21 protein-coding genes are annotated in these 25,525 nt (G+C 63.5%); 10 read left to right on the top strand and 11 right to left on the bottom strand.

From position 1 onward, the window contains the following. Positions 1-2 precede the first annotated feature (2 nt). The 5 genes from AC0Z2B_RS18945 to AC0Z2B_RS18925 all read right to left on the bottom strand — a co-directional run bounded on the left by AC0Z2B_RS18945 (position 3) and on the right by AC0Z2B_RS18925 (position 6,938). A complete protein-coding gene (locus AC0Z2B_RS18945; protein WP_476298680.1) occupies positions 3-1,181 on the bottom strand; it encodes a glycosyltransferase in 1,179 nt (392 codons plus the stop codon). Then, positions 1,181-3,169, bottom strand: coding sequence for a GumC family protein (locus AC0Z2B_RS18940; RefSeq protein WP_476298678.1), 1,989 nt, complete (start codon positions 3,167-3,169; stop codon positions 1,181-1,183). Before AC0Z2B_RS18940 ends, AC0Z2B_RS18945 begins: the two co-directional genes overlap by 1 nt. A 24-nt stretch (positions 3,170-3,193) precedes the next feature. Continuing rightward, complete coding sequence (locus AC0Z2B_RS18935; protein ID WP_476298676.1) at positions 3,194-3,970, bottom strand: polysaccharide biosynthesis/export family protein; 777 nt, start codon at positions 3,968-3,970, stop codon at positions 3,194-3,196. Positions 3,971-4,045: 75 nt separating this feature from the next. Continuing rightward, positions 4,046-5,500 (bottom strand): mannose-1-phosphate guanylyltransferase/mannose-6-phosphate isomerase, encoded by a 1,455-nt coding sequence (locus AC0Z2B_RS18930; protein ID WP_476298674.1) that lies wholly within the window; start codon positions 5,498-5,500, stop codon positions 4,046-4,048. Between the two features lies 1 nt (position 5,501). Further along, a complete protein-coding gene (locus tag AC0Z2B_RS18925; RefSeq protein ID WP_416423412.1) occupies positions 5,502-6,938 on the bottom strand; it encodes an undecaprenyl-phosphate glucose phosphotransferase in 1,437 nt (478 codons plus the stop codon). Between the two features lie 237 nt (positions 6,939-7,175). On the opposite strand from AC0Z2B_RS18925, the gene AC0Z2B_RS18920 reads away from it, so the two are divergent. Together AC0Z2B_RS18920 and yegS are read left to right on the top strand one after the other, a co-directional pair. Then, complete coding sequence (locus tag AC0Z2B_RS18920; RefSeq protein WP_476298672.1) at positions 7,176-7,334, top strand: hypothetical protein; 159 nt, start codon at positions 7,176-7,178, stop codon at positions 7,332-7,334. Further along, the gene (gene yegS / locus AC0Z2B_RS18915; RefSeq protein WP_476298670.1) at positions 7,310-8,212 is read left to right on the top strand and encodes a lipid kinase YegS; all 903 of its coding nucleotides are present in this window, start codon (positions 7,310-7,312) and stop codon (positions 8,210-8,212) included. The genes AC0Z2B_RS18920 and yegS overlap by 25 nt, the downstream gene beginning before the upstream one ends. Positions 8,213-8,297: 85 nt before the next feature. Here the strand turns inward: yegS and AC0Z2B_RS18910 are convergent, their stop codons facing one another. The 3 genes from AC0Z2B_RS18910 to AC0Z2B_RS18900 form a co-directional block, all read right to left on the bottom strand. Then, a complete protein-coding gene (locus tag AC0Z2B_RS18910) occupies positions 8,298-8,957 on the bottom strand; it encodes a response regulator (protein ID WP_416423415.1) in 660 nt (219 codons plus the stop codon). Beyond that, positions 8,954-9,844 (bottom strand): sensor histidine kinase, encoded by an 891-nt coding sequence (locus AC0Z2B_RS18905; protein WP_476298668.1) that lies wholly within the window; start codon positions 9,842-9,844, stop codon positions 8,954-8,956. The genes AC0Z2B_RS18910 and AC0Z2B_RS18905 overlap by 4 nt, the downstream gene beginning before the upstream one ends. Positions 9,845-10,425: 581 nt before the next feature. Then, positions 10,426-10,890 (bottom strand): hypothetical protein, encoded by a 465-nt coding sequence (locus tag AC0Z2B_RS18900; protein WP_476298666.1) that lies wholly within the window; start codon positions 10,888-10,890, stop codon positions 10,426-10,428. Positions 10,891-11,410: 520 nt separating this feature from the next. Between AC0Z2B_RS18900 and AC0Z2B_RS18895 the strand changes: the two genes are divergently transcribed. After that, positions 11,411-12,337, top strand: coding sequence for a chemotaxis protein CheW (locus AC0Z2B_RS18895; RefSeq protein WP_473006030.1), 927 nt, complete (start codon positions 11,411-11,413; stop codon positions 12,335-12,337). 96 nt (positions 12,338-12,433) lie between these two features. Continuing rightward, entirely contained in the window at positions 12,434-13,237 is an 804-nt protein-coding gene (locus AC0Z2B_RS18890) for an MOSC domain-containing protein (RefSeq protein WP_476298664.1), read from the top strand. A 64-nt stretch (positions 13,238-13,301) separates the two neighbouring features. Here the strand turns inward: AC0Z2B_RS18890 and AC0Z2B_RS18885 are convergent, their stop codons facing one another. Next, positions 13,302-15,230 (bottom strand): transglycosylase SLT domain-containing protein, encoded by a 1,929-nt coding sequence (locus AC0Z2B_RS18885; protein ID WP_476298662.1) that lies wholly within the window; start codon positions 15,228-15,230, stop codon positions 13,302-13,304. A 201-nt stretch (positions 15,231-15,431) separates the two neighbouring features. On the opposite strand from AC0Z2B_RS18885, the gene AC0Z2B_RS18880 reads away from it, so the two are divergent. Further along, on the top strand, positions 15,432-17,354 hold the full coding sequence (locus AC0Z2B_RS18880; protein WP_476298660.1) for an ATP-binding cassette domain-containing protein: 1,923 nt from the start codon (positions 15,432-15,434) through the stop codon (positions 17,352-17,354). 76 nt (positions 17,355-17,430) lie between these two features. Here AC0Z2B_RS18880 and AC0Z2B_RS18875 read toward each other — a convergent pair whose 3' ends face one another. Beyond that, on the bottom strand, positions 17,431-17,871 hold the full coding sequence (locus AC0Z2B_RS18875) for a universal stress protein (protein WP_416423421.1): 441 nt from the start codon (positions 17,869-17,871) through the stop codon (positions 17,431-17,433). Positions 17,872-17,982: 111 nt separating this feature from the next. Here AC0Z2B_RS18875 and AC0Z2B_RS18870 point away from each other — a divergent pair, with 111 nt between their 5' ends. Continuing rightward, positions 17,983-18,420, top strand: coding sequence for a hypothetical protein (locus AC0Z2B_RS18870; RefSeq protein WP_475505984.1), 438 nt, complete (start codon positions 17,983-17,985; stop codon positions 18,418-18,420). Between the two features lie 188 nt (positions 18,421-18,608). Here AC0Z2B_RS18870 and AC0Z2B_RS18865 read toward each other — a convergent pair whose 3' ends face one another. Further along, entirely contained in the window at positions 18,609-18,995 is a 387-nt protein-coding gene (locus tag AC0Z2B_RS18865; RefSeq protein WP_476298658.1) for a hypothetical protein, read from the bottom strand. A gap of 17 nt (positions 18,996-19,012) precedes the next feature. Between AC0Z2B_RS18865 and fadB the strand changes: the two genes are divergently transcribed. From fadB to topA, 4 genes are all read left to right on the top strand, one after another. Beyond that, positions 19,013-21,160: a fatty acid oxidation complex subunit alpha FadB gene (gene fadB / locus AC0Z2B_RS18860; protein ID WP_476298656.1), complete on the top strand. Its 2,148-nt coding sequence runs from the start codon at positions 19,013-19,015 to the stop codon at positions 21,158-21,160. A gap of 30 nt (positions 21,161-21,190) precedes the next feature. After that, on the top strand, positions 21,191-22,366 hold the full coding sequence (gene fadA / locus AC0Z2B_RS18855) for an acetyl-CoA C-acyltransferase FadA (protein WP_416423424.1): 1,176 nt from the start codon (positions 21,191-21,193) through the stop codon (positions 22,364-22,366). 77 nt (positions 22,367-22,443) lie between these two features. After that, positions 22,444-22,695, top strand: coding sequence for a DUF1653 domain-containing protein (locus AC0Z2B_RS18850; RefSeq protein ID WP_416423425.1), 252 nt, complete (start codon positions 22,444-22,446; stop codon positions 22,693-22,695). A 97-nt stretch (positions 22,696-22,792) separates the two neighbouring features. Beyond that, positions 22,793-25,423, top strand: coding sequence for a type I DNA topoisomerase (gene topA, locus AC0Z2B_RS18845; protein WP_476298654.1), 2,631 nt, complete (start codon positions 22,793-22,795; stop codon positions 25,421-25,423). Positions 25,424-25,525: the final 102 nt, after the last annotated feature.

Genomic DNA, 25,525 nt, shown 5'->3' with positions numbered 1-25,525 from the left:
GATCAGCGGCCTCCACAGGCGTCCTCGAACATTTGCACAAAACGCCCGGCCGTGAGTGGCCAGGTACGTTGGCTGCCGATCAGACTGGCGTGCTCGGCCCAGCGAATGGCCAGCTCGGGAGCAGCGCACAGGTGACTCAATTCTGCGGCCAGGGCCGGTACATTGCCCTGGGGGAAGATGACGCCGTTGTCGTGGGCCACTTCCTCGGCGAACGAGCGGGCGTCGGAGGTGATTGCCCCGCGCCCGCACGCGACCGCCCAGGACAGCGCGCCACTGGTGCCGCGCAGGTTGCCCAGCAGCTTGAGCTTGCTGGACTCGCGGTAGGGCAGCACCATCACGTGATGGGCCTGGATCACCGCCGGGATATCCGCGGCGGGCAGGTCCAGGCCCCACTCGATGTTGTCGTTGAGTTGCAGCTGGCTGATGCGCTGGCGCAGCTGGTCCAGGTAGCTGCCCGACGGCCCGAAGGCCATTTCCGGTTCGCTGCCACCGGCCAGGGTCAGGCGGATGCGCTCGCGCAGCGCCGGTTGCTGGCTGAACGTCAGGGCCAGGGCGTCGAGCAGGTCCTCGATGCCCTTGCCACGGTAAATGAAGCCGAAGTACAGCAGGCGCAGGGGCTCCAGCGGTGGCAGCGGCGCCGGTGGAATGACCAGGTTGCCGTGGGGGATAACCACCATCTGTTCGCTGGCAAGGCCCATGCGTTGTTTCAGGCACTGGCTGCCCGACTGGGTCAGGGTCACCAGGCGCGTGAGGCTGCGCGCCAGCAGGCGTTCCTCGCGCAGGCACAAGGGGTCGGCCAGCACCGTGGCCACCTGCGGCAACGGGTTGGGCATGCCCGCCACCATCGACAGCGGCCAGGGCAGCTGTTCGCGGCGCCACACCAGGCGTTCGGGGTCGTGCACGGTGGCGGTCAGCGGCAGGCGCGGGAAGCGCTGGCGCAGGGTACGCAGGCCGTTGAACTCGGCCAGGCGGCCACCACCGATCTCGGCGTGCACCAGGTCGATGCCCTTCCAGTCAAATGCCTGCAGCGCCTCCTGGGTGCGCTGCACGTCGTTGCCCAGGCCCGCCAGCGGCGTGCTGACGGTCACGCCCCGTTGCTCCAGGGCGTGCTTGAGGTGCCCGGCGTAGTCGGCGATGCCGTTCTGTTCCGGTGGCAGGGGAGCCAGCAGGGCAATATGCATCAGGCATGGCTCCGGATGCGGGTCATGAAGTTCAGCACCTTGGCCGGGATCTCGAAGCGGCGGCGGTTGATGATGATGCCGTCCACGTGCTTGAACGCGGTGGTGAGGATCGACACGGCGTTCTCCAGCACCGGCACGGTGGTCTTCTCGGCTTCCACGATCAGCGCGATCAGGTCGGCTTCACGCAGCGTCACGAAGGCTTCCTGGTTGGAGAAGAACCCGGCGGCGTCCAGCAGCACGATTTCGCCCGGTTGCGCGCTGGCCTCGCCGTTGACACGGACCTTGTGGCCGCGGTCTTCCAGCAGCTTGCGCAGGTGCTCGATGACGAAGCTCACGCCTTCGCCCTTGCGCGCCGAGGTCAGGCCAATGCTCAGGCCGCTGAGCGCCACCTGCTTGAGCGGCAGCACGCCGTACAGGCGGTACATGCTGGCGGTGAAGGCGCTGATGCGCTGGGCGTCCTGGCCGCTGATGTCCTGCAGGCTGGTCCACACCTTGATGCCGAAGCGTTCCTCGATCTTGTCGCCGTCGTGGATGCGCTGGTCCAGCAGGTAGAAGAAGTACAGCGCCAGCAGGCCCACGGCCAGGCTGATCGGGATGGCGAACAGCAGCATCAGCAGGCTTTTCGGGAACACGCGGCTAGGGTTGAGGGTGGCCTGCTCGATCACCGCGATGTTGCTGATCTGGCTGGCGTCCAGCTCACGGTCGATGCGGGCTTTTTCCAGGCTGTCGCTGTACAGCGCGAAGCTCTTCTCGGCGGCGTCCAGTTCAAGTTGCAACTGCGACAGCTCCGGCTCCAGGCCCACGGCCTGGGTGCGGTCGGCTTCCAGCTTGGCCAGTTGGGTCTCCTGCTGGGCGGCCTGGGATTTCAGGCGGCTGAGGCTGGCGGCCTGGTCGGCGTAGCTGTTCTGCAGGCGGGTGTAGATGGGGTTGGGTGCCATGTTCTGCGAGCGCTGCACGGTGGCGTTCTCGCCGTTCATCAGCGCTTGCAGGTTGGCGATGGCAGTGTTGATCGCACGGACCGGCGGGGCGTCGTCCTTGAAGGTGCGCAGCAGTTCCTGTTTCTCGATCTGCTTGGTGTTGATGCGCTGGCTCAGGTCTTCGCGGTCGGGGTTGCGGGCGATCTCGCGGGCAATGCTGATTTCCTTGGGAATGCCGTTCATCTGTTGCTTCAGCACATCCAGCCCCGCTTGGGTGGAGGCAATGGAGCGCAGGGTGTTCAGGCGTTCGCCCTTGAGGTCGTTGAGGTTGCGCGACACATCGTTCAGGCGCTCGGTGATGCTCACCGCGCCCAGTTTGTCGAGCAGGGTCTGGATGCGTTTCTTGGTGTCCAGGATGCGCTGCTGGGTAGCCTTGCTCTCGCCTTCATAGAAGGAATAGAGGCTCTTGCGGCCCAGGGTGCGGGTGCGTTCTTCCTGGTACTTGTCGAGCCAGTTCTTCACCACGGTCTGCGCCACTTGCGGGTCGCTCCAGGTGAAGCTGACCTCCATCACCGAGGAACCGGTGGCGTGGGTCACGGTGAAGTTCTTCTCCAGCTGGGTCGCCAGGCGCTCCACGGGGGTCTGCTTCTCTACCAGGCCCAGGGCCTGGAGGAACCCGCGGCCGATGTCGGCCAGGCTTTGCACCGCGCCTTTCACGGCGTACTTGATGCTGGCTACCACGCCTTCCTGGTGCGGCTGGCGCGCCTGGTCATCCAGGTACTGCTCGGCCACCAGGCGGGTGATCGGGCGGCCGGTGAGCATGCGCTCCTCGTCGGCCACCGGGTCGCGCTGCAGCGGGATCACGGCGGTCTGGCGGTCGCTCATCTCGATGGGCAGGGTGCTGTCGCGGCCAGGTTTGACCAGCAGCAGCGCGGTGGATTCATAGCGGTTGGGAAGCAGGAAGGCACCCAGCAGGATGACCACGAAGGTCACTGCCACGGTGATTTTCACTTCCCGCTTGAAGATAAAGAACAGCCGCAGCAAATCGCGGAAGGAACGGATATTGATCATGTCTGTTGTCCTTGGCGATTAGCTTCAGTTGGAGGAGTTGTAGTTGCGCAGGTCATACGTCACGCCAAGGCCGATGGACTTGGTGAACGGGATGAGCTGGTTCAAATACAGGTCCACCCACTCGATGCCGTTGCCCACGTGGGACTTGGGCACGAACACCACGTCGCCGCGCTGCAGCCATACGGGCGGGCGATCGTTGTTGGCATACAGGGAACTGGCGTAGTCGAAGAAGTACGTCTTGTACTTGCCGTCGGGCTCCTGGCGCATCAGCGCGACGTTGCCGCTGTCGGCCACCGACAGCACACCACCGGCGCCGACGATGGCCTGGTCGAGGGTGGTGGCGACGTTCACCGACAGGTTGGCCGGGTTGCGCACCGCGCCCCCGACGAACACCGTATTGCCCGGCGCAGCGTTGATGTTGATGGTCAGCGAGGTCTCGCGGTAGATGTTCTCCAGCTTGACCTCCAGCACCTTGGTCAGCTCTTCGGTGGACAGGCCGACGGCCTTGACCTGGCCCACGTAGGGGTAGGCGAAGGTGCCGTCGTTCTGCACGGTGAACAGCGTCAGTTCATAGATGGTGTTGGCGGTGAACGCCGAAATCGACGGCGCCTCGCCAGTGTTGCGCACAATCCTCAAGGTGTCGCCCGGGCGGATGCGCTGGGGTGGCAGGGGTTTGCCGGCCAGTGCGTCGCCGGCCTGGTGAGCTGCTTTCAGCACGTCGTTACTGGGCAATGAAACCTTAGCCTGATTGCTGCATGCGGCGAGCATGACAACGCTTAATATGAGCAACACTTTTTTCATTGGTCAGTCTTCCTGTGGTGCATGAAATACAGCTCCCTGGCGAATCCGGGTCGGTGCAGCGTTAGAGGTCAAGGGTCAGGCTTTGGGTGCTTCCGGCACGCGGCCGTAGATGTCGGTGAAGCGCACGATGTCGTCCTCGCCCAGGTACTCGCCGCTTTGTACTTCAATCATCACCAGGTCGATGACCCCGGGGTTGACCAGGCGGTGGGTGTGGCCAGGCTTGATAAACGTCGATTCGTTGGTGTCGAGCAGGAACTCGCGCTCGCCATTGGTCACGCGGGCCATGCCACTGACCACGATCCAGTGCTCGCTACGGTGGTGGTGCATCTGCAGTGACAGCGAGGCGTTGGGGCGCACCACGATGCGCTTGATCTTGAAGCGCTTGCCTTCCTCCAGCACCGTGTAGGTGCCCCACGGGCGGGTGACGGTGCGGTGCAGGCGGTAGGCGTCGTGACCCTGGCGCTTGAGCTCCTGGGCGATGAACTTGACCTCCTGGCTGCGCGCGGCGTCGGCAATCAGCAGGGCGTCGGGGGTGTCGATGACAATCAGGTTGTCCAGGCCCACGCCGCCCACCAGGCGCTTGGGCGAGTCGATGTAGCAGTTGTGCACGTCGTGCAGCACGGTCTCGCCGTTGCACTGGTTGCCGTTGGTGTCGGCCGGGCTCAATTCGCGCACCGCTTCCCACGAGCCGATGTCGCTCCAGCCCAGGTTGCAGGGGATGACCGCGACCTTCTGCGAGCGCTCCATGATGGCGTAGTCCACGGAAATGTCCGGGGCGTTGGCGAAGGCGCCGCTGTCCAGTTCCACCTGCAGTTCGCGGTTGCCGTCCTTGCGGTGGCTGGCGGCCAGGCAGGTGTTGACCGCCTCCAGCACGTCCGGGGCGTGGGCCTGGAACTCGCGCAGAATGGCGTCGACGCGCATGCAGAACATGCCGGCGTTCCACAGGTGCAGGCCGCCCTTGAGGTATTCCTGGGCGGTGGCGGCGTTGGGTTTCTCGACGAAGCGCGCCACCTGGAAGCCACCTTCGGTCAAGGCCTGGCCTTTCTCGATGTAGCCGAAGCCGGTTTCGGCGCGGGTGGGGATGATGCCGAAGGTCACCAGCCAGCCTTGGTCGGCCAGGCTGCGCGCGGCCTCCACGGCCTGGGTGAACGCCGCTACGTCGGTGATCAATTGGTCTGCGGGCAGCACCAGCAGCTGCGCGTCCTCGCCGTACAGGCGCGCGGTGTGCAGGGCCGCCGCGGCAATGGCCGGGGCAGTATTGCGACCGAACGGTTCAAGAATGAAATCCAGCCCTGCGCCACCCTTGTTCAGCAGGCGGTAGTCGTCCACGGTGCGGAAGAACACCTCGCGGTTGGTCACCGTCAGCAGGCGGTCGACGCCGGGCAGGCCGGCGGCGCGCAGGAAGGTTTTCTGCAGCAGGCTCTCGCCATCCGGCAGGCGCATGAAGGGCTTGGGCATCGCTTCGCGGGATACCGGCCACAGGCGGGTGCCAGCACCGCCGGCGATAATGCAGGGAATGAGCGTGCCCATTTCAATAAACCTCGCGCGTCAGGAGCACTGCCGGGACAGTGCGGAAGAGGATGTAAAGGTCGAACCACACGGACCAGTTCTCGATGTACTCGAGGTCGAACTCCACGCGTTTCTCGATCTTTTCCAGGGTGTCGGTCTCGCCCCGGTAGCCGTTGATCTGCGCAAGGCCGGTGATGCCCGGCTTGACCCGATGGCGGGAGGTGTATTCCTTCACCGCCTCTTCGAAAAGGATGCCGGCGGCCTTGGTGGCCGTGGCGTGGGGACGCGGGCCGACCATCGACATGCTGCCGCCGAACACGTTGAACAGCTGGGGCAGCTCATCCAGGCTGGTCTTGCGGATAAAACGGCCTACCCGGGTAATGCGCGAGTCACCCCGCACGGTCTGCTTCTCGGCGTTGGCATCGGCCTGGTGCTGGTGCATGGAGCGGAACTTGTACACCTCGATCAGGCGGTTGTTGTAGCCGTAGCGCTTTTGCTTGAACAGCACCGGGCCTGGGGAGTCGAGCTTGATGGCCAGCGCCACCAGCAGCATGATCGGCGACAGCGCCACCAGCGCCAGGCTGGAGATGAGCATGTCTTCCAGGCGCTTGAAGAACGGCGACCAGCCGCGCAGCGGCACTTCGGAGGCGTTGAACATTGGCAGGTTGGCGACTTCGGTGATGCGGTTGTGCGAGTGGCGGAAGGCGACCATGTCCGGCACCAGCAGCACGTTCACCGGCAGCCGGCGCAGTTCGCGAATGATGTAGTCCATGCGGTTTTCCGCCGACCAGGGGATGGCCACCAGCACCTGGGTGACCTTCTCGTCGCGGATCAGTTGCTCCAGCTCCTGGCTGTTGCCCAGCAGGGGCAGGTTGACCAGGGTCTTGGGCAGGCGGGCGATGCGGTCGTCGATGAAGCCCACCACGCCGGAGCGGATGTCCTGGTGCTGCAGCAGGTACTCGGCCAGGCGCTGGCCGTTTTCGGTGGCGCCCAGGATCACCGCGTTCTGCAGGAACACCCCGCGCACCATCAGTTGCTGGAACAGGGTGAGGATGATCATCCGTTCAATGCCGAACAGGATGAAGGTGCCGATGAACCAGATTGCCAGCTGCAGGTTGCTGATGAAATCGAACAGCGACAGCGCCCGGTGCATGAACAGCAGCAGGCAGAACGCCGACGCCCAGGCGTAGAAGGTGGTCTGGAAGCGCAGGCGGTTGCTGAAGATCGATTCGGCGTACACCCCCAGCGCCTGGAAGATCAGCACGCTGAGAAAACCGAAGAACACCAGCACGGCCAGGTCGTCCTTCACGGCGCCGGGCTTGATGTTCGAATCGATCATCAAGATCAGCAAGCCAGGGGCGATGGCGGTAAGCCCGTGGACCAGGCGGATAGCGAACAGGAAATACTCGACCATACTGGGCCGAGTCATCAGCAGACTGTCCACGGGTTGCAAGCGCATAAATCCCTTCCCTCCAGACCATTGGTGATCCAAGGCCGACAACAAGAATTGCGGCAGTTCCATTGTGTACGTTGGGTGTTACCGTTTGTTGCTGACTCCATCCCTGGTGGCAATTTTTTGTCGTTTTATTATTGGCGGGGGTTTTTGCGTCAGTTTTCCGTTACAAATATTAATTTACGATTGAATGGCCCTGGAAGGCAATCTTTCCGATGGCACTTTGAAACCTGAGTAAAGTCCATGAAACACCGCCTTGCGAATGAAAAACGCGCAAAGCGCCAAAAAAATATGCAACCGCCGATGATCTGTATGGCTTTTTTTGACGGTGGTGTGGTCGAAACGCTTCAGTGGGCGGTTCTAGACGGGGAAACGGCATGGCAGCGCGCAAGGCATTTTTGATTCTGCACGGCAAGCAGGCCCTCAACGAGGATGTACGGCGCGCCGTTGAAGCCCAGCGGGCGGCGGGTGTGGAGCTGGCGGTGCGGCTGACCTGGGAGGCAGGGGATGCCCAGCGCCTGGTGGCGGAAGCGCTGGCGGCCGGTTACCCGCACATCATCGCCGGGGGCGGCGACGGTACCCTGCGTGATATCGCCGAGGCCATCGCCCTGGCGGGTACTGACGCCAGCCTGGTGCTGATGCCGCTGGGCACCGCCAACGATTTTGCCCGGGCCGCCGGCGTGCCGATGGACTGCGCCGGGGCCCTGGCGCTGCTGGATGCACCGGCCAGGCCGGTGGACCTGGGCGAGGTGGGCGGGCAGTTGTTCCTGAACATGGCCACCGGAGGGTTCGGCAGCCAGGTGACGGCCAACACCTCCGACGACCTGAAAAAAGTGCTGGGCGGTGCGGCCTACCTGTTCACCGGCTTGTCGCGCTTCGCCGAGCTGCGCCCGGCCTACGGCTGCCTGCGCGGGCCAGACTTCGAGTGGGAAGGGCAGTTGCTGGCGCTGGGCATCGGCAATGGCCGGCAGGCGGGTGGTGGCCACGTGCTGTGCCCCGAGGCGGTGGCGGATGACGGGCTGCTGGACATCAGCATCCTGCCGGCGCCCACCGAAGTGTTCAGCACCTTGAAAGACCTGCTGGCGGGCGGCCTGGGGGTGGACAACCTGTTCGTCCGGGTGCGCCTGCCGTGGGTGGAGATCCACAGTGCCGAGGGCCTGGACATCAACCTCGACGGCGAGCCGTTGACGGGTGACAGCCTGCGTTTCAGCGCCCGGCCGGGTGCCCTGAAGGTGCACCTGCCGGCGAATTCACCGCTGTTGTCGCGCGGGGGGGCGTGACGCGGCCTGCGGCCGCTGCTACACCACTCCCTGCGTAGCAGCTGCCGCAGGCTGCGTCAGGATTTCCGCAATGCCGGCGCAATCATCAATCGTCGAGGCTGATGATGCGCTCACGCACGGCGAACAGCACCAGGCCGGCCACGTCGAAGATCTGCAGGCGCTTCATGATCTGCGAGCGGTGGGTTTCCACGGTCTTCACGCTCAGCCCCAGGCCGGTGGCGATCTCGCGGGTGGACTTGCCGCGCACGATCAGCCGCAGGATCTCCAGCTGGCGTGGGGTGAGGTTGTGGTTGTCGGCCTGTTCCGGGCGGCTGCTCTGGGCGCGGATCAGCGCCTGGTTGATCACCGTATGGGCGATGGCCGGGCTCAGGTAACGCTCGTTGCTGCGCAGGGCGTCCAGCGCCTGGCCCAGCTCGACGGCCGTGGTGTCCTTGAGCAGGTAGCCATGGGCGCCCATCTCCAGCGCCTGCATGATCATTTCCGGGTCGGTGTGCATGGACAGGATCAGCACCTTGCTGCGGGCCCGGGTGGCCTGCAGCCGGCCAAGGGCTTCCAGCCCGCCGGTGTCACGCATGGACAGGTCGAGCAGGACGATGTCCGGGTCCAGGCGCCGCACCATGTCCACCAGCTGCGCACCATCGCTGGCCTCGCCCACCACCGCGTAACCGGGAATATCCGACACCAGGGCGCGCACGCCCGCCCTGATCAGGGAATGATCGTCCACCAGCAATAATTTGCAGATCATAGGCCTTTGCCGAGTTTGGCTCGTTGCAGGGCGCGCGGCGCCCAGGGGAAGAGTGCTTCAAGTTGGGTGCCCTGGCCGGGCTGGCTATTGACCTTCAGCCAACCGCCAATCAGCGTGGCGCGCTCCTGCATGCCCGACATGCCCCGCAGGCCATGGCTGGCCGGGTCGCTGACGGGGGTGAAGCCCACGCCGTCATCGCTCACATACAGGTGCAGGCCTTCGGGGGTGCGTTGCAGGCGCACCAGCAGGTTGGTCGCCCGGGCATGGCGCAGCAGGTTGGTCACCGCTTCCTGGGTAATGCGGAAGGCCGCCACCGCCATCTCTTCGGGGATGCCGGTCATGGCCTGGTGGCATTCCAGGGTCCAGTTCACCTGGGTGTTCTCCAGGGTGCGCAGCAGGTGTGCGCGCAGGCTGGCTTCCAGGCCCAGGCTGGTGAGCTGGCGCGGGTTGAGGATGGCGGACACGTCGCGGACCTTGGTCAGGGTCTCGTCGATGGTCTCGCGCAGCGTCGCGAAGCCTTCTTCCAGGTCGTTGGGCAGGCGTCGTTGCAGCCAGTCCGATTGCATCTTGGCTGCTGTCAGCAACTGGCCGATGTCATCGTGCAGTTCCCGGCTCAGGCGGTGGCGTTCGTTTTCCTGCACCTGCAACAGGTGGTCGGCCAGTTCCTGGGGCTTGAAGGCGATGGACTTCTGCGCGTTGCGATGCTGCAGCCAGACGCTGAGCATGGCGGCGATGTTGATGGCCAGCAGCCCCGCGGGAACAGTGCCTTGAGTGGCGAATATCCAGGCGTTGCCCACCAGCGAGCCCAGGCACAGCAATACGGTCAACCAGCGCATGTGTTGCACGCCCATTGGCCACGATGTGTATTTTCTGAAACTGGCGTACATAGAAAACGGAGCCGAGAAAAAGTCGCTGCTGAGAACCGGTTAAGGCGTTGTTGAAAGCCGTTTCCAAGGCTCCATGCTCTAGATGTAGCGCCGTGGGCGAAAGATGCAAATGAATAGAACATATCGCCCGATTCCCCATGACACCTTGCAAGTGTCAGGTGGTCAGGGCATCCGGTCCGTGGGGGAAATTGGTCTGCCATGGTATCACTTCATCAACAGTTGGTCGCCTGTTCAGCAATATATGCCTGAACGGTCAGGTTTATTTTCGGCGTTAACGGTTATCTCGCGGGCGCAATCACATTGCCATCATTGAGGGCGGCTGGAGTACGGTTGTCATCACATTGCAACTCAGGCCCCTGATCAACTTCAGTCAACGGACAAAAACGCACAATCATGGGGCAAGAACGCACTCCTGGTAACTTCGAGTGTAATGCCAAAGTTACAGAAAGCCGGGGGTAGTTGTACCTAGGGGAATAGCTGAGGGTGGCCTAGGAGAATGACTGGTCATTTCATGAACGCACAGTTATACCGCGCCCTGGCGCGGTGTATGGAAATGGCAACAAAGTGGATGCAGTCGGGGGTCACATGACCCGTCGGTCCAATTGCCCGTTGGCCTTGCCAGCGGTGGGAGGAACAGGGGCGAGGCCCGAATCGATGGTGACCGCCAAGGCCTCCACCAACGCAACCTGTTCATCACAATCCAGGCTCAACTGGCCGGTGCGCGGGTCGATCAGCTCCAGTTGCCAGGCCAGCAGGGTGAGGCATTCGTTGAGCGCCTTGAGTGTGGCCCCCTCCAAACGATTGCGCGGTTTTGCCAGGTGCAGCAGTTGGCGCAGCTGCTGGCAAAATGCTGCCACTTGCTCAAGTGACAGGCCCTGGGCCCGTAAACCAAGGCTTTCCAGGGTGTACAGCAGGCAGTCGGCGGCGTCCTGATCGTTGCGGATCAGTTCGAGGTGGCTGATGCATTCCTGCAATTTGTTCAGCATGGCCTGGGCCTCGACGAGGAAGTCAGGCAGGGCACATGACCATTGGGTGTCATTGAGCATGTTGATCTCCACAACTCCGTGCGGACGCGTCCATTGCGTGCGGTCCGTGCGTTGGTTCCATCTGGCCACTCAAGCTTAGCTGCATCCGCGCACGGATGGCTGGCATTTGCGCTGTCATTTTCAATGTGTCCTGCGAGCCACAAGCCAGACACATTGTCTTGGCGGGAAAAGATGAAATCAGGCCCTTGCTGCCGCTCCGAAGGCTGCGATCGGGGGATAAAAAGCGAGCGAACAAAAGCCTGACTCCGTTCATGCATTGAGAATGGCGTCACATTAATGGCTATTGGATATTGCGAATATCAGGTTTCGCCCGATTGCCTATAGGGGAATCCCTGATAAGAAGGGAGGGTTCTTAGCAGTTTTGTATCTAAATGTTCAGCTGCGGCAATGCGATCAGTTAAGCATGATGTTAATGTGACATCAATGCTCGCCAGCGTGTATTTCGTCGGGCTTCAAGATCGGCTGCGCGCTGCCGATAACCCTAATCAGTTCACCTTAGCATCGTCCCCAGGAGTCATCGATGGCCGGCATTCTCGACACAGTAGACCAACGTACCCAGCTTGTGGGTGAGAACCGCCTTGAAATTCTGATGTTTCGCCTGGCGGGCCGGCAATTGTTCGCCATCAACGTGTTCAAGGTGCAGGAAGTGCTGCAACTGCCCAAGCTGACGCTGATGCCCCAGCGCCATGCGTTCGTGTGCGGCGTGGTCAACCTGCGCGGGCAAACCCTGCCGGTCATCGACCTGTCCCAGGCCATCGGCATGCGCCCGCTGCAGCCGGGCCCCAATAGCACCATCATCGTCACCGAGTACAACCGCTCGGTGCAGGCGTTCCTGGTGGGCGGTGTGGACCGCATCGTCAACATGAACTGGGAAGCCATCCTGCCGCCGCCTACCAGCGCTGGCCGCCAGCACTACCTCACCGCCATCAGCAAGGTCGATGACCAGCTGGTGGAAATCATCGATGTGGAAAAAGTGCTGGCCGAGATCGTGCCCTACAGCGCCAAGGTGTCCCGCGAGAAGCTTGAAGACCCCGTGCTGGCCCGTGCCCGGGGCAGGGAAGTGCTGCTGGTGGACGACTCCACCGTGGCGCTGGCGCAGCTGCGCGATACCCTGTCCCAGCTGGGGGTGAAGATGCACGTGGCCAGCGATGGCCTCAAGGCGCTGAAGATGCTCAAGGCCTGGGCGGATGCCGGCGAGAACCTCACGGACAAGCTGCTGATGGTGTTCACCGACGCCGAAATGCCCGAGATGGACGGCTACCGCCTGACCACCGAGATTCGCAACGACCCGCGGCTGCGCGGCTTGTACGTAGTGCTGCACACCTCGCTATCGGGCAGCTTCAACGAATCCATGGTCAAGAAGGTCGGCTGCGACAACTTCCTGTCCAAGTTCCAGCCAGACAAGTTGGTGGACGTGGTGCGCCAACGCCTGATGCTGGATAACTGAAGCCCCCCGTAGCAGCTGCCGCAGGCGGCGTCCGGGGCGCCGCCCAGGTAGGTATTGCGATAAACTGCCGGTCTAAATTGACCGCAGGAAGCCGCCATGCACCTCAGCGCCCTCTACCGCTACCCCCTCAAATCCGCCATCGGCGAACCCCTGCAAGCGTCCGCCCTGGACAGCCTGGGCCTGGCCGGTGACCGCCGCTGGATGCTGGTGGACGAAGCCAGCGGGCGCTTCCTGACCCAGCGCGCCGAGGCGCACATGAGCCAGCTGGGCGCCGCCCACCAGGGCGATGCCGGGCTGCAGCTGTCGGCACCGGGCCTTGCGCCGCTGTTCGTGCCTATCCCTGGCGCCGACGCGCCGTTGCGCGGCGTGACCATCTGGCGGGACACCCTGCGCGTGCCTGATGCGGGCGATGAGGCAGCCCAGTGGGTCTCTTCTTTTATAGGCAAGCCGACGCGCCTGGTGCAGGTGCCGGTCGAGCGTGCGCGCAGCACCCAGGCCGGCTACGGCCTGGACAGCGACCGCGTGGGCTTCGCCGATGGTTTCCCGTTGCTGCTGATTGGCCAGGCGTCGCTGGATGACCTGTCGAGCCGCGTGGGCCGTGAACTGGAGATGCTGCGGTTCCGCCCCAACCTGGTGGTCACCGGCAGCGAAGCGTTCGCCGAGGATGGCTGGAAGCGCATTCGCATTGGCGAGGTGGAGTTCCGGGTGGTGAAGCCGTGCTCGCGCTGCATCCTCACCACCATTGACCCCGCGACCGGAGTACGCAGTGACGATCGCGAGCCATTGGCGACGCTCAAGACCTATCGCCAGGTGGATGGCGACGTAATGTTCGGGCAGAACCTGGTCAACGACGGGGTAGGGCAACTGCAGGTCGGCATGCCCGTCACCATCCTCGAATAACCCGTAGCAGCGGCCAAAGGCCGCGTCCGGGCGCAGGACGCGGCCTTTGGCCGCTGCTACGGGGTTATTGGTCGTCGAAGAAGCGTTCGTTCCAGTCGGCGATCGGCTGCGGGATGTTCAGCTTCTGGCCGTAGATCACCGCGTAGGACAGCACGTTCTGCACGTACTGGCGGGTCTCGTCGAACGGGATCGACTCCACCCACACGTCGAAGCTCAGGTGGTTGGCGCCGCGCAGCCACTGTTTCACGCGGCCGGGGCCGGCGTTGTAGGCGGCGGAGGCGAGCACGCGGTTGCCGTTGAACTGCGCGTGCACCTGGCTCAGGTAGGCGGCGCCCAGCTGGATGTTCTTGTCCGGGTCGATGGCCTGCTGCGGCGAGGCCAGGGGGATGCTGAACTTGCGCGCGGTTTCCTTGGCGGTGCCGGGCATCAGCTGCATCAGGCCCATGGCGCCCACGCCTGAACGAGCGTCGTCCATGAACGCGCTTTCCTGGCGGGTGATGGCGAACGCCCAGCTGGCATGGATGCCGCGGTTGTTGGCTTCGCGCACCAGGGCCTCGCGGTGGGCCATGGGGAAGCGGATGTCCAGGTCATCCCAGTACTGCGCCTGGGCAATGGTGCGGATGGCCGGGAAGTACCAGTGCATGTCGTAGGCCAGCTTGGCCTGGGCGACCATTTCGTCGCGGCTGAACAGGTTGCTCACGTAGTACCACTCGCGGCGTGCGTCCACCACCTGGCCACGGTCCAGCAGCTCCATGGCGCGACGGATGCCCGGGGTGTTGCGCACCTTGTTCATCAGCGCCTGGCTGATCACCAGTGGGCGGTTGGCCAGGGAGTAGGGCGCCTGGGTGCGGTCGGCGGCGAGGAAGCCGTAGAAATCACGCTCCTTGGACACGTTGCGGTACAGCAGCGGCACCTGCGGGTTCTGCGGTTGCGCCAGCTCCAGGCTGCGCGCCTGCCAGTATTTCCAGCGGCTGGTGGCCGCCAGGTCCTGGGGCAGGCGGCGGGTCAGGTCGTAGGCGTCCTGCCAGCGGCCCAGGCGCAGCAGCAGGCGCAGGCGCCACTCGGTGACGGTGTTGTCGCGCAGCTCGGGGTCGTACTGGGTCATCAGGTCGAGGGCGCGCGGGTCGTAGTTGCGCGCCAGGGTCAGGCCGATTTCCCGGGCGATGGCCACCTTTTCGTCACGAGAAAAGTGCATGCTGCTGGCGTAGCCGTCGAGCATCTGCATGGCCCGGTCCGGGTCCTGCTTGGCCAGGCGCCGCAGGCCCAGGCCGACCACGTCGGACATGGCCTCGGTGGCCGGCTGGAAACGCGACGGGTCGGTGAGCAGCTCGGGGTTCTGCGCCACGCTGATCAGCAGGCGGCCCTGGTTGCCCAGGGTCGGCAGGGTGGCGACCAGGGCGTTGGCCAGGGCGTAGTTGCGGGTGTGGGCGGCCAGTTTCAGGCGCTGCCAGCGCTTGTCTTCGGTCAGTTGGCCGTCGGCCGCCCACAGGCCGAACAGCGCGGCGCAGGCGTCGGGCTGGGTCTTGCCGGTCAGCCACAGCTTCTGCGCGCTGGCGTAGCCCTCGGCCTTCTGGTTGTGGCCCAGCTGGTACTGGCCGTTGAGGCAGTCAAGCTCGGTGAAGTTGAGCTTGGCGTCATAATATTTGGCAAAGGTGTCCCAGTCGCCGCGTTCCGCCAGCCAGCGCAACCAGCGCAGCTTCATCCAGTTGGCCTGGGGCAGGTCGCCGTGGGCGGCGAGGAATTTCTCGATCTCGTCGTTGCTGGCGGTCTTCAGGCGGGCGGTGAGCTCGTCATAGGCCAGGTACGGCTCCAGCGGGTAGTCGCTGAGCATCGGCGCGTAACGGTAGTAGGGGCCGCTGTCGCCCTTGGCCAGGGCGCGCTTGGCCTCGTCGTAATACTGGCGCTGGGTGGTCAGGTCCACTGCGTGGGCGCAGGAGACGGCGGTGGCAGAGAGCAGCAGGCAGGACAAGAGGCTAGACAGGCGACCGCGCATGAGACATCCGTGCAGATAAGGCATGACAAGTGCGGCGTTGCCTGCACTGATTTCCCATTAGCTTAGCCGGTTGCGGGTGGCCGATGAAAGCATTGTGCTTGTAACAACAGATGAATTCAGACCGTCCGGCCCATATGGCGGCATTTACTGTGCTGGGCGCTCAAGTCAGGTAGAATGCGCGCCCGGTTTTTGGAGAAACACATGACCCTGCTCAAATTAAGCGATGTGTCCCTCGCTTTCGGCGCGATGCCGTTGTTGGACAAAGTGTCCTGGCAGATCGCCCGTGGAGAGCGGGTCTGCATCATCGGTCGCAACGGCACTGGCAAGTCCAGCATGTTGCGCCTGGTCAAGGGCGATCAGAAGCCTGACGAAGGCGAGGTCTGGCGTGCGCCGGGCCTGAAGATCGGCGAGCTGCCGCAGGAACTGCCGGTGGCCGACGATCGCACCGTGTTCGACGTGGTTGCCGAAGGCCTCGATGGTGTGGGCGCGTTGCTGGCCGAATATCACCACCTGAGCCAGAACATCGTCACCGATGAAGACCTGACCAAGCTCATGCACGTCCAGTCGGACCTCGAGGCCCGCGACGGCTGGCGCCTGCAGCAATTGGTGGACAGCACCCTGAGCCGCCTGCAACTGCCGGCCGACAAGACCCTGGCGCAGCTGTCCGGTGGCTGGCGCCGCCGCGTGCTGCTGGCCCAGGCGCTGGTGTCCGAGCCCGACCTGCTGCTGCTCGACGAGCCTACCAACCACCTGGACATCGGTGCGATTGCCTGGCTGGAAGAGGCCCTGAGCGGTTTCGGCGGCGCCGTGCTGTTCATCACGCACGACCGTTCCTTCCTGCAGAACCTGGCCACGCGCATCCTGGAACTGGACCGCGGCGGCCTGATCGACTGGAACGGCGACTACGCCAGCTTCCTGGTGCACAAGGAAGCCATGCTGGCGGCCGAAGAGACTGCCAACGCGCTGTTCGATAAGCGCCTGGCCCAGGAAGAAGTGTGGATTCGCCAGGGCATCAAGGCCCGTCGTACCCGCAACGAAGGCCGCGTGCGCGCCCTGAAAGAGCTGCGCGTGGAGCGCAGCGAGCGTCGCGAGCGCCAGGGCAAGGCCAACATCCAGCTTGATACCGCAGAGAAATCCGGCAAGCAGGTGATGGTGGTCGAGAACGTCAGCTTTGCCCACCCGGGCGGCCCGTTCCTGGTCAAGGACTTCTCCATGGTGCTGCAGCGCCAGGACCGCATTGGCCTGCTGGGCGCCAACGGCACCGGCAAGACCACGCTGCTCAAGCTGATGCTGGGCGACCTGGAAGCCACCAGCGGCACCGTGGCGGCCGGTACGCGCCTGGAAGTGGCCTACTTCGACCAGCTGCGCCACCAGCTGAACCTGGAAAAGACCGTGATCGACAACCTGGCCGAAGGCCGGGACTTCATCGAGATCGACGGCCAGAACCGTCACGTGCTCAGCTACCTGGGCGACTTCCTGTTCAGCCCGCAGCGTGCCCGCACGCCGGTCAAGGCGCTGTCGGGTGGCGAGCGTGCGCGCCTGCTGCTGGCCAAGCTGTTCAGCAAGCCGGCCAACCTGCTGGTGCTCGACGAACCGACCAACGACCTCGACGTGGAAACCCTGGAACTGCTGGAAGAAGTGCTGTCCAGCTTCAAGGGCACCGTGCTGATGGTCAGCCACGACCGGGCCTTCCTCGACAACGTGGTGACCAGCACCCTGGTCTTCGAAGGCGAGGGCAAGGTGCGCGAGTACGTGGGCGGCTACCAGGACTGGATTCGCCAGGGTGGTTCGCCGAAGCTGCTGGGCGTCACCGAGAACAAGTCGGGCAAGGCCGAGCTCAACAGCGCCGTGGTGACTGCTCCGGCAGCCGTCGTGGCACCGGCAGCGGAAGCTGCTGCCCCTGCGAAGAAGAAACTCAGCTACAAGCTGCAGCGCGAGCTGGAAGCCTTGCCCGGTGAGATCGACGCCCAGGAGCAGAAGATTGCCGCGCTGGAAGCGACCATGGCGGATGCGGGTTTCTACCAGAAGCCGGCGGCCGAGACGGCCAAGGTGATCGCCGAGCTGGAACAGGCCCAGGCCAAGCTGGACGAGATGGTCGAGCGCTGGGCTGAGCTCGACGCCTGATCCGTGTTGCTCCATCGCGGCCAAGGCCGGCTCCTACAGGTAGGAGCCGGCCTTGGCCGCGATGGGGGCGCCGCGATTACTCAGGTTTCTTCAGGCGTACCGCCAGCACATCACACGGCGCGCCATGCAGCACGTCATTGGACGTGGAGCCCAGCAACAGCGCCAGGCCGTGGCGGGCATGGCTGCCCACCACCACCAGGTCGCAACCCTTTTCCTTGGCCAGGCCATGGATTTCCTGCTTGGGCTGGCCATAGGTCAGGTGGCAGTTCTCTTTCGTCAGTTCCGGGTACTTGGTGATCAGGCGCTCCAGGCGCTCCTTGGCCTGGTCGAACTGCTGCTGTTGCAGCTGCGACAGGTCCATGGGCACGTCGCCGCCGAAGGCCATGGCCATGGGTTCGACGATGTGCACCAGGGACAGCTTGGCGTCCTGGCTGGAAGACAGCTCGCGGGCCCGGTGGATCACCGGATCGCACTCTTCGGTCAGGTCGACGGCGACCAGAATATGTTGGTAGGGCATGGGAAGCTCTCCTGACGTGGCGATAGGCTAAGTATGGCCGGTTTCAAGTCGGTCTGTTTGCGCGTGTCCTAACCAACTCATTTCTAAAAGTTTTACAGGGTGCACAGTCATATGACGGTATGGATAGTGGTGTCAATCCTTGCGCTGGTTTTAAGCCCCCTGGTGTGGCTGCGTCCCTCGCGCAAGCAGAGCGGCCAGATGGCCCTGCGCATGGAAGCGCGCCGCCTGGGCCTGGCCATGCAGCTGATGCCCCAGGAATGGCCGCACTGGCTGCCCCAGCAGCCGCCAAGCCCCTGCGCGCAGTACTGCCGGCCGCGGCGGTCGGCCACGGCCGCGCGCTTCTGCTACTGGCAGACCGAGCCGGGGACCTGGCTCAACCAATGGCGCGAACCTTGTGAAGACCCGATCTTACTCGCCCAGTTCGCCACGTTGCCGGGTAATGTCTACAAGGTTGACGCAGGTCAACAGCTGATCGCCCTGTACTGGGGCGAGCGCGGGGAGGCGAGTGTGCTGGTGGCAATCGACCAGGTGCTCAAGGCGCTGGCATGACCCGTAGCAGCTGCCGAAGGCTGCGTCCGGGGGCATGCGGACGCGGCCGGCGGCCGCTGCTACAGGATGGAGGCAATAAAAAGCCCGATAATGTGCGTCGGGCTGGGGTTGGCCAGGCAGGCCGGTAAGACATTTTCTGCATGTGTGGTCGACAGTGTAGTCGCGAAGCGATCTTACGCCGGCCTCTTTCAAAATTCCTTTCTTTTTATTTCCCCGCGACGTTTGGTTTGCCCCAGGCCCCGGTGTATCTGGCTGTCATGGGCATGTGCCATGCTGTTGCTGAATGTTGCGTCATCAGTCCCGGCGCGGCGTGCGCTGTTATGACGCACGCGTGACCGCAAAGTCGCGTTTTTGCCGCCTTCCAGCGCATTTGACAATTGCCGGTTTTTCCCTGAATGTGTGCATACCCAAATCAAACGGGCGTATGAATTGAGCGTTTGTCTTGTAGGAACGCTCTTATCCAGAATCCCGAATATCGCGCTGACGGGTGTGTCTGGCAGCGAGGGAGCGGCAACCGGCGTCAAGGCGCCTGCCGGCCTCGCACCAGCGTTTGGCGTGTACAGTTCAGCTTCCATATCGTGGAGATCAGTTGATGATTTACGAAGGTAAAGCCATCACGGTTAAGGCTCTTGAAAGTGGCATCGTCGAATTGAAGTTCGACCTCAAGGGTGAGTCCGTCAACAAATTCAACCGTCTGACCCTGGGCGAATTGCGCCAGGCGGTGGACACCATCAAGGCCGACGCCAGCATCAAGGGCGTGATTGTCAGCAGTGGCAAGGACGTCTTCATCGTCGGCGCGGACATCACCGAATTTGTCGACAACTTCAAGCTGCCCGAGGCCGAACTGGTCGCTGGTAACCTGGAAGCCAACCGCATTTTCAGCGACTTCGAAGACCTGGGCGTGCCCACCGTGGCCGCCATCAACGGCATCGCCCTGGGCGGCGGCCTGGAAATGTGCCTGGCCGCGGACTTCCGCGTCATGTCCGCCACCGCCAAGATCGGCCTGCCGGAAGTGAAGCTGGGCATCTACCCAGGCTTCGGCGGCACCGTGCGCCTGCCGCGCATCATCGGTGCCGACAACGCCATCGAGTGGATTGCCTCGGGCAAGGAAAACCGTGCCGATGACGCCCTGAAAGCCGGCGCCGTCGATGCCGTGGTGGCGCCCGAGCAGCTGCATGCTGCCGCCCTGGACCTGGTCAAGCGCGCCATCAGCGGCGAGTTCGACCACAAGGCCCGTCGCCAGCCCAAGCTGGACAAGCTCAAGCTCAACGCCATCGAGCAGATGATGGCCTTCGAGACCGCCAAGGGCTTCGTCGCCGGCCAGGCCGGCCCGAACTACCCGGCCCCGGTCGAAGCCATCAAGACCATCCAGAAAGCCGCCAACTTCGGTCGCGAGAAGGCCCTGGAAATCGAAGCCGCCGGTTTCGTGAAAATGGCCAAGACCCCGGCTGCGCAAAGCCTGGTGGGCCTGTTCCTGAATGACCAGGAGCTGAAGCGCAAGGCCAAGGCCTACGACGAACTGGCCCACGACGTGAAGCAGGCCGCCGTGCTCGGCGCCGGCATCATGGGCGGTGGCATTGCCTACCAGTCCGCCGTCAAGGGCACCCCGATCCTGATGAAGGACATCAACGAGAAGGGCATCGAGCAAGGCCTGGCCGAAGCCTCGAAGCTGCTGGGCAAGCGCGTCGAGAAAGGCCGCCTGACCGCCGCGCAGATGGCCGAGTCGCTCAACGCCATTCGCCCGACCCTGTCGTACGGTGATTTCGGCCACGTCGACATCGTCGTCGAAGCCGTGGTCGAGAACCCCAAGGTCAAGCAGGCCGTGCTGGCCGAAGTCGAAGCCCAGGTCAAGGAGGACACCATCCTGGCGTCCAACACCTCGACCATTTCCATCAGCCTGCTGGCCAAAGCCCTCAAGCGTCCGGAAAACTTCGTCGGCATGCACTTCTTCAACCCGGTGCACATGATGCCGCTGGTGGAAGTCATCCGTGGCGAGAAGTCCAGCGAAGTGGCCGTCGCCACCACCGTGGCCTACGCCAAGAAGATGGGCAAGAACCCGATCGTGGTCAACGACTGCCCGGGCTTCCTGGTCAACCGCGTGCTGTTCCCGTACTTCGGCGGCTTCGCCAAGCTGGTCAGCGCCGGCATCGACTTCGTGCGCGTCGACAAGATCATGGAGAAATTCGGCTGGCCAATGGGCCCGGCCTACCTGATGGACGTGGTCGGCATCGACACCGGCCACCACGGCCGCGACGTGATGGCCGAAGGCTTCCCGGACCGCATGAAGGATGACCGCCGTTCGGCCATCGACGTGCTGTACGAGGCCAACCGCCTGGGCCAGAAGAACGGCAAGGGCTTCTACGCCTACGAGACCGACAAGAAGGGCAAGCCGAAGAAAGTCGCTGACGCCTCGGTGCTCGAAGTGCTCAAGCCGATCGTCTACGAGCAGCGCGAGCTGACCGACGACGACATCCTCAACTGGATGATGATCCCGCTGTGCCTGGAAACCGTGCGTTGCCTGGAAGACGGCATCGTCGAAACCGCGGCCGAGGCCGACATGGGCCTGGTCTACGGCATCGGTTTCCCTCCGTTCCGTGGCGGCGCGCTGCGCTACATCGATTCGCTGGGCGTGGCCAACTTCGTCGCCCTGGCAGACCAGTACGCCGACCTGGGCCCGCTGTACCACCCCACCGCGAAGCTGCGTGAGATGGCCAAGAACGGCCAGAGCTTCTTCGGTTAAGCGCCCAACGACTAGAGCGAGAACGTATTTATGAGCTTGAATCCGAGAGATGTGGTGATCGTCGACTTCGGTCGCACGCCAATGGGCCGCTCCAAGGGTGGCATGCACCGCAACACCCGCGCCGAAGACATGTCGGCGCACCTGATCAGCAAACTGCTGGAACGCAACGTCAAGGTCGACCCGAGTGAAGTCGAGGACGTGATCTGGGGCTGTGTGAACCAGACCCTGGAGCAGGGCTGGAACATCGCGCGCATGGCGTCGCTGATGACCCAGATCCCGCACACCGCGGCCGGCCAGACCGTCAGCCGCCTGTGTGGCTCGTCCATGAGCGCGCTGCACACCGCCGCCCAGGCGATCATGACCGGCAACGGCGACGTGTTCGTCGTCGGTGGCGTGGAGCACATGGGCCACGTGAGCATGATGCACGGCGTCGACCCCAACCCGCACATGTCCCTGTACGCCGCCAAGGCCTCGGGCATGATGGGCCTGACTGCGGAAATGCTCGGCAAGATGCACGGCATCACCCGCGAAGCCCAGGACGCCTTCGGCCTGCGCTCCCACCAGCTGGCCCACAAGGCCACCGTGGAAGGCAAGTTCAAGGACGAGATCATCCCGATGCAAGGGTATGACGAGAACGGCTTCCTGAAGATGTTCGACTACGACGAGACCATTCGTCCGGACACCACCCTGGAGAGCCTGGCCGCGCTGCGTCCTGCGTTCAACCCCAAAGGTGGCACCGTGACGGCGGGCACTTCGTCGCAAATTACCGACGGCGCCTCTTGCATGATCGTCATGTCGGCCCAACGTGCCCAAGACCTGGGCATTCAGCCGATGGCGGTGATCCGCTCCATGGCCGTTGCCGGCGTCGACCCTGCAATCATGGGCTACGGCCCGGTGCCGGCGACTCAGAAAGCGCTGAAACGCGCAGGCCTTTCGATCAACGATATCGACTTCTTCGAGCTCAACGAAGCCTTCGCCGCACAGGCCCTGCCGGTGCTGAAGGATCTGAAAGTGCTCGACAAGATGAACGAGAAGGTTAACCTGCACGGCGGCGCCATCGCCCTGGGTCACCCATTCGGTTGCTCTGGTGCACGTATTTCGGGCACCCTGTTGAATGTCATGAAGCAGAACAACGGCACCTTCGGGGTGTCCACCATGTGTGTAGGTCTGGGTCAGGGCATCACCACCGTCTTCGAACGCGTCTAAGCGCTCGCGAGTCGGCGAACCGGGGCCAGGTGCCCCGGTTTTTGTTTTTCAGGATATTTTGTTCAAGCGAGGCAAACATGCAGCTACAGCCAGGGCTCTATCGTCACTACAAAGGGCCTCACTACCGCGTATTCGGTGTTGCGCGCCATTCCGAAAGCGAGGAAGAGGTGGTCTGCTACCAGGCGCTGTACGGCGAATTTGGCCTGTGGGTACGGCCGCTGAGCATGTTCCTGGAGTCGGTCGAAGTTGACGGCGAGCGCGTACCGCGCTTTGCTTTGGTCGAGGCCGAACCGAGCCTGTTCGAGCAGCCCGGCGACGAGATCGCTTGATCATCCGCGCTTGACCTCGTTTCGTCGCCACTATATATAGCGGTGCCTCGAAGGCACCAATCGCTTTCATTTCTAGTATTCAGGAATTTTCCGATCCATGGGCAAATCGCTGGTCATTGTGGAATCCCCGGCTAAGGCCAAGACCATCAACAAGTATCTGGGCAACCAATACGTGGTGAAGTCGAGTATCGGCCATATCCGAGACCTGCCCACCAGCGGTTCGGCTAGCGCCACGAAAGAACCGGTGAAGCGTGGCAAGGCCGCGGCCGCCGAGGCGCCTGCCTTGTCGCCCAAGGAAAAGGCGCGCAAGCAGCTGGTGGCGCGCATGGGCGTCGACCCCGAGCACGGCTGGAAAGCCCACTACGAGATCCTTCCCGGCAAGGAGAAGGTGATCGAGGAGCTGCGCCGTCTCGCCAAGGATGCCGACACCATCTATCTCGCAACCGACTTGGACCGCGAGGGGGAAGCCATTGCCTGGCACCTGCGCGAAGCCATCGGTGGTGATGACACCCGCTACAAGCGCGTGGTGTTCAACGAAATTACCAAGAAGGCCATCCAGGAGGCCTTCTCCACGCCGGGCGAGCTGGACATCGACCGCGTCAACGCCCAACAGGCTCGCCGTTTCCTCGACCGCGTGGTGGGCTACATGGTCTCGCCGCTGCTGTGGTCGAAGATCGCCCGTGGCCTATCGGCTGGCCGCGTGCAGTCGGTGGCCGTGAAGCTGGTAGTGGAGCGCGAGCGCGAAATTCGTGCGTTCATCCCTGAAGAATACTGGGAGATCCACGCCGACCTGGGCACCGCCAAGAACGCCAAGGTGCGTTTCGAAGTGGCGCGCGAGAACGGCGAGGCCTTCAAGCCGCTGAACGAAGCCACGGCCATGGCCGCCCTGGCCAAGCTCAAGGCGTCCACCTACAGCATCGTCAAGCGTGAAGACAAGCCGACCAGCAGCAAGCCGTCGGCGCCGTTCATCACCTCGACCCTGCAGCAGGCTGCCAGCAACCGCCTGGGCTTCGGCGTGAAGAAGACCATGATGATGGCCCAGCGTCTGTACGAAGCCGGCTACATCACCTACATGCGTACCGACTCCACCAACCTGTCGGCCGATGCGGTGGAAATGGCGCGCAGCTACATCGAGAGCGAATTCGGCAAGCAGTACCTGCCGGCCGCGCCCATGGTGTACAGCAGCAAGGAAGGCGCCCAGGAGGCGCACGAAGCGATTCGTCCGTCCGACGTCAACACCCACCCCACCAAGCTGGCGGGCATGGAGCGTGACGCCGAGCGCCTGTACGAGCTGATCTGGCGCCAGTTCCTGGCCTGCCAGATGCCGCCTGCGCAGTACCTGTCCACCACCGTCACCGTGGCCGCCGGCGAGTTCGAGCTGCGTGCCAAGGGCCGTATCCTCAAGTTCGACGGTTACACCCGCGTGATGCCGCAGATGGCCAAGCCGGGCGACGACGACGTGCTGCCGGAAATGGACCAGGGCGAAACCCTGAAGCTGATCGAGCTGGACCCGACCCAGCACTTCACCAAGCCGCCGGCGCGCTACTCCGAAGCCAGCCTGGTGAAAGAGATGGAAAAACGCGGTATCGGTCGCCCGTCGACCTACGCCGCCATCATCTCCACCATCCAGGACCGCGGCTACGTGGCGCTGCATAACCGCCGCTTCTACTCCGAGAAGATGGGCGACATCGTCACCGAGCGTCTGTCGGAGAGCTTCTCCAACCTGATGGACTACGGCTTCACCGCCGGCATGGAAGAGAACCTCGACGACGTGGCCCAGGGCGAGCGCGACTGGAAGAACGTGCTGGACGAGTTCTACGGCGACTTCAAGAACAAGCTTGAAGTGGCAGGTTCCGCCGACAGCGGCATGCGTGCCAACCAGCCGACGCCGACCGACATCACCTGCCGCGAGTGCGGCCGGCACATGATGATCCGTACCGCGTCCACCGGCGTGTTCCTGGGTTGCTCGGGCTACAGCCTGCCGCCGAAAGAACGTTGCAAGGCCACCATCAACCTGGTGCCGGGCGACGAGATCGCCGCCGACGACGAGGGTGAATCCGAGTCGCTGGTGCTGCGTGGCAAGCACCGCTGCCCGATCTGCGCCACCGCCATGGATGCCTACCTGCTGGATGAGAAGCGCAAGCTGCACATCTGCGGTAACAACCCGGACTGCGTGGGCTACGAGATCGAGGAAGGCAACTACCGCATCAAGGGCTACGAAGGCCCGAGCCTGGAATGCGACAAGTGCGGCAGCGAGATGCAGCTCAAGACCGGCCGTTTCGGCAAGTTCTTCGGTTGCACCAACCCCGAGTGCAAGAACACCCGCAAGCTGCTGAAGAGCGGCGAGGCGGCGCCGCCGAAGATGGACGCGGTGAAGATGCCGGAACTCAAGTGCGAGAAGGTCAACGACACCTACGTGCTGCGTGACGGCGCCTCGGGCCTGTTCCTGGCGGCCAGCCAGTTCCCGAAAAACCGCGAGACCCGTGCCCCGCTGGTCATCGAGATCATCCCGCACAAGGACGAGATTGATCCCAAGTACCACTTCCTCTGCGAAGCGCCGAAGAAGGACCCCGATGGCCGCCCATCGGTGATCCGCTACAGCCGCAAGACCAAGGAGCAGTACGTGCAGACCGAAGTGGACGGCAAGCCGACTGGCTGGCGCGCGTTCTACGAAGGCGACAGCTGGAAGGTGGAAGACAAGCGGGCGAAAGAGAAAGAGCCGGCTTGATTCAGCCCTGAGAAAAAACCGCGCCCCGGCGCGGTTTTTTTATGGCCCGATATTTATCTTGCGACGGCGGGCGTCCATCGCTGAAACTGTTCGTCTGCCCGA

Source organism: Pseudomonas sp. GYB4201 (assembly GCF_056312595.1).
This window is presented reverse-complemented; position numbering and strand designations above follow the sequence as displayed.